The sequence below is a fragment of the Dysgonomonas sp. HGC4 genome (assembly GCF_001261715.1).
Lineage (GTDB): Bacteria > Bacteroidota > Bacteroidia > Bacteroidales > Dysgonomonadaceae > Dysgonomonas_A.
The window spans coordinates 1-1,781 of the sequence record NZ_CVRU01000144.1; the positions used below are offsets into that span (position 1 = coordinate 1).

3 protein-coding genes are annotated in these 1,781 nt (G+C 30.8%); all 3 read right to left on the minus strand.

What is annotated here, in order from left to right:
- A partial coding sequence (locus HGC4_RS13820; RefSeq protein ID WP_185099976.1) for an EpsG family protein occupies positions 1 to 566 on the minus strand: 566 nt, incomplete at its 3' end.
- A 1-nt stretch (position 567) separates the two neighbouring features.
- Entirely contained in the window at positions 568 to 1,278 is a 711-nt protein-coding gene (locus HGC4_RS13825; RefSeq protein WP_050710730.1) for a glycosyltransferase family 2 protein, read from the minus strand.
- Positions 1,268 to 1,781: CatB-related O-acetyltransferase (locus HGC4_RS13830; RefSeq protein WP_082204186.1), on the minus strand; the 514-nt coding region annotated here is incomplete at its 5' end. The genes HGC4_RS13825 and HGC4_RS13830, both read right to left, overlap by 11 nt.

The window sequence follows — 1,781 nt, forward strand, 5'->3', positions numbered from 1 at the left end:
ATATAATGCTTTACTCTTAAATTTCGAGCATATATAAAATATAATAAGAAAGAAATTATGAGAGAACCATGAAATGTACAACCCAATAAGATTATAAGTGTAAATTTCCAAATTTGATGTTTCTTAATATGCTTTAAGCTCAAAAGAAAGAAGCCCATAGCAACACCAAAACGAATAGACCCCATATCTGCTGGCGGAAAGAAACCTCCTATATATATGATAGTAGCTAATCCTAAAAAAGGAGTAAGTTCTTTAAACGCTAATATCTTCAGAGAAATAGCTATCAATGCAACCAATATTAGTAAAAGGTGATATCCTCCTCCAATGAAACTTACAGAATAATTGAGTATCTGAAATCCTTTTTCAACAGCGGAATTATCAAAAGGAGCATTAAATATATCTTTATAAGATAGATAATCTCCTCTAGAGGACGCTAATCCAGAAAATAAGCAAAGAATAATAATTGAAATAAACATAAAAAAACGATCGTATCCTTTTATTTTTTTATAGTTAAAAGGTACAGCTAGAAAACAAATTAAAGAAAAGAGAACTATATATGGAATCATACTAAAAATTTATTGATGCGCGAAGACACCACACTAATCTTCTTAACTCTGCACTCCATCTAGGATAATATACCTTTAGAATCTCATAAAATTCTTTTTGTAATAAGATCGCATTTGATTCACTAATACCTCCTCCTTGATAAATTACAACAACTATATCTACCATTTTAATCCTAGCACGGTTATAGTATGCCTTTAATAACCAATCAAAATCAGCAGAAATTTTATATTCCAAATTGAATCCATTTTTCAAGAACTTCAATCTCGAAAAAATAACTTGATGACAAATCCCCATACTTTTATACAAATTCCACCGTGTTGCTTTCCTTCTATCTATTTTCTCACCCTCTTTTCTTCCACAAATTATATCATAATTATACCAATCTAAGGAAAAAACACTATCTATAACAAATGAGTCATAAAAATAGTCACCTGCATTCATGAAATTCACCCATTCTCCAGAAGCCTTCTTTAAACCTTTATTCATTGCATCATAGATACCCTTATCAGGCTCACTTATCCAATAAGAAATCTGATCTTGATATTGCTGTATTGTATCTACAGTACCATCGGTACTTCCTCCATCAATAATAATATATTCAACATTAGGATAGCTTTGATTAATTACAGATTCGATTGTCTTTTCCAGTACTTCGATAGCATTATATGTAATGGTTATTATAGAAACCAGAGGGTAATTATTATTTCTCATATTTTTTAAAAAAGTTAGCAGAGACAGAAAAAATGTTAGCATTATTTTTAAGCCAATCCAGATCTTTATTCCACCATTGAAAATCTTGAAGAAAAGAAATCTGATCTTCGTTAAATCTATACTTTATGATTTTAGCAGGTACACCACCGACAATCGCATACGCTGGAACATTTTTAGCAACAACAGCTCCAGCTCCAATTATTGCTCCATCTCCGATCTCTACTCCATCGAGTATTATTACACCAGCCCCTATCCAGACATCATTGCCAATCTTTATCTCTTTATGTTCCTCATAACAGTTTTCAGAAATAAAAGATACTTCGCATTGCTTAGATGTTGAAAAAAATGCAGGAAAAGTCGAAATATGATCAGTTGGATGAATTCCTAATCCTATTTTACAGTCAGGACCAATTGAACAAAAAGATCCAATATTTGCATTCAATATTTTAGTATTATAAGCTATATAAACAAATCTAGAAATAGTACATCTGGATACTAATACA

What these genes read in the sequence shown, in the direction of transcription:
- HGC4_RS13825 (WP_050710730.1), bottom strand. Translation starts at nt 1,278, where the DNA reads ATGAGAAATAATAATTACCCTCTGGTTTCTATAATAACCATTACATAT.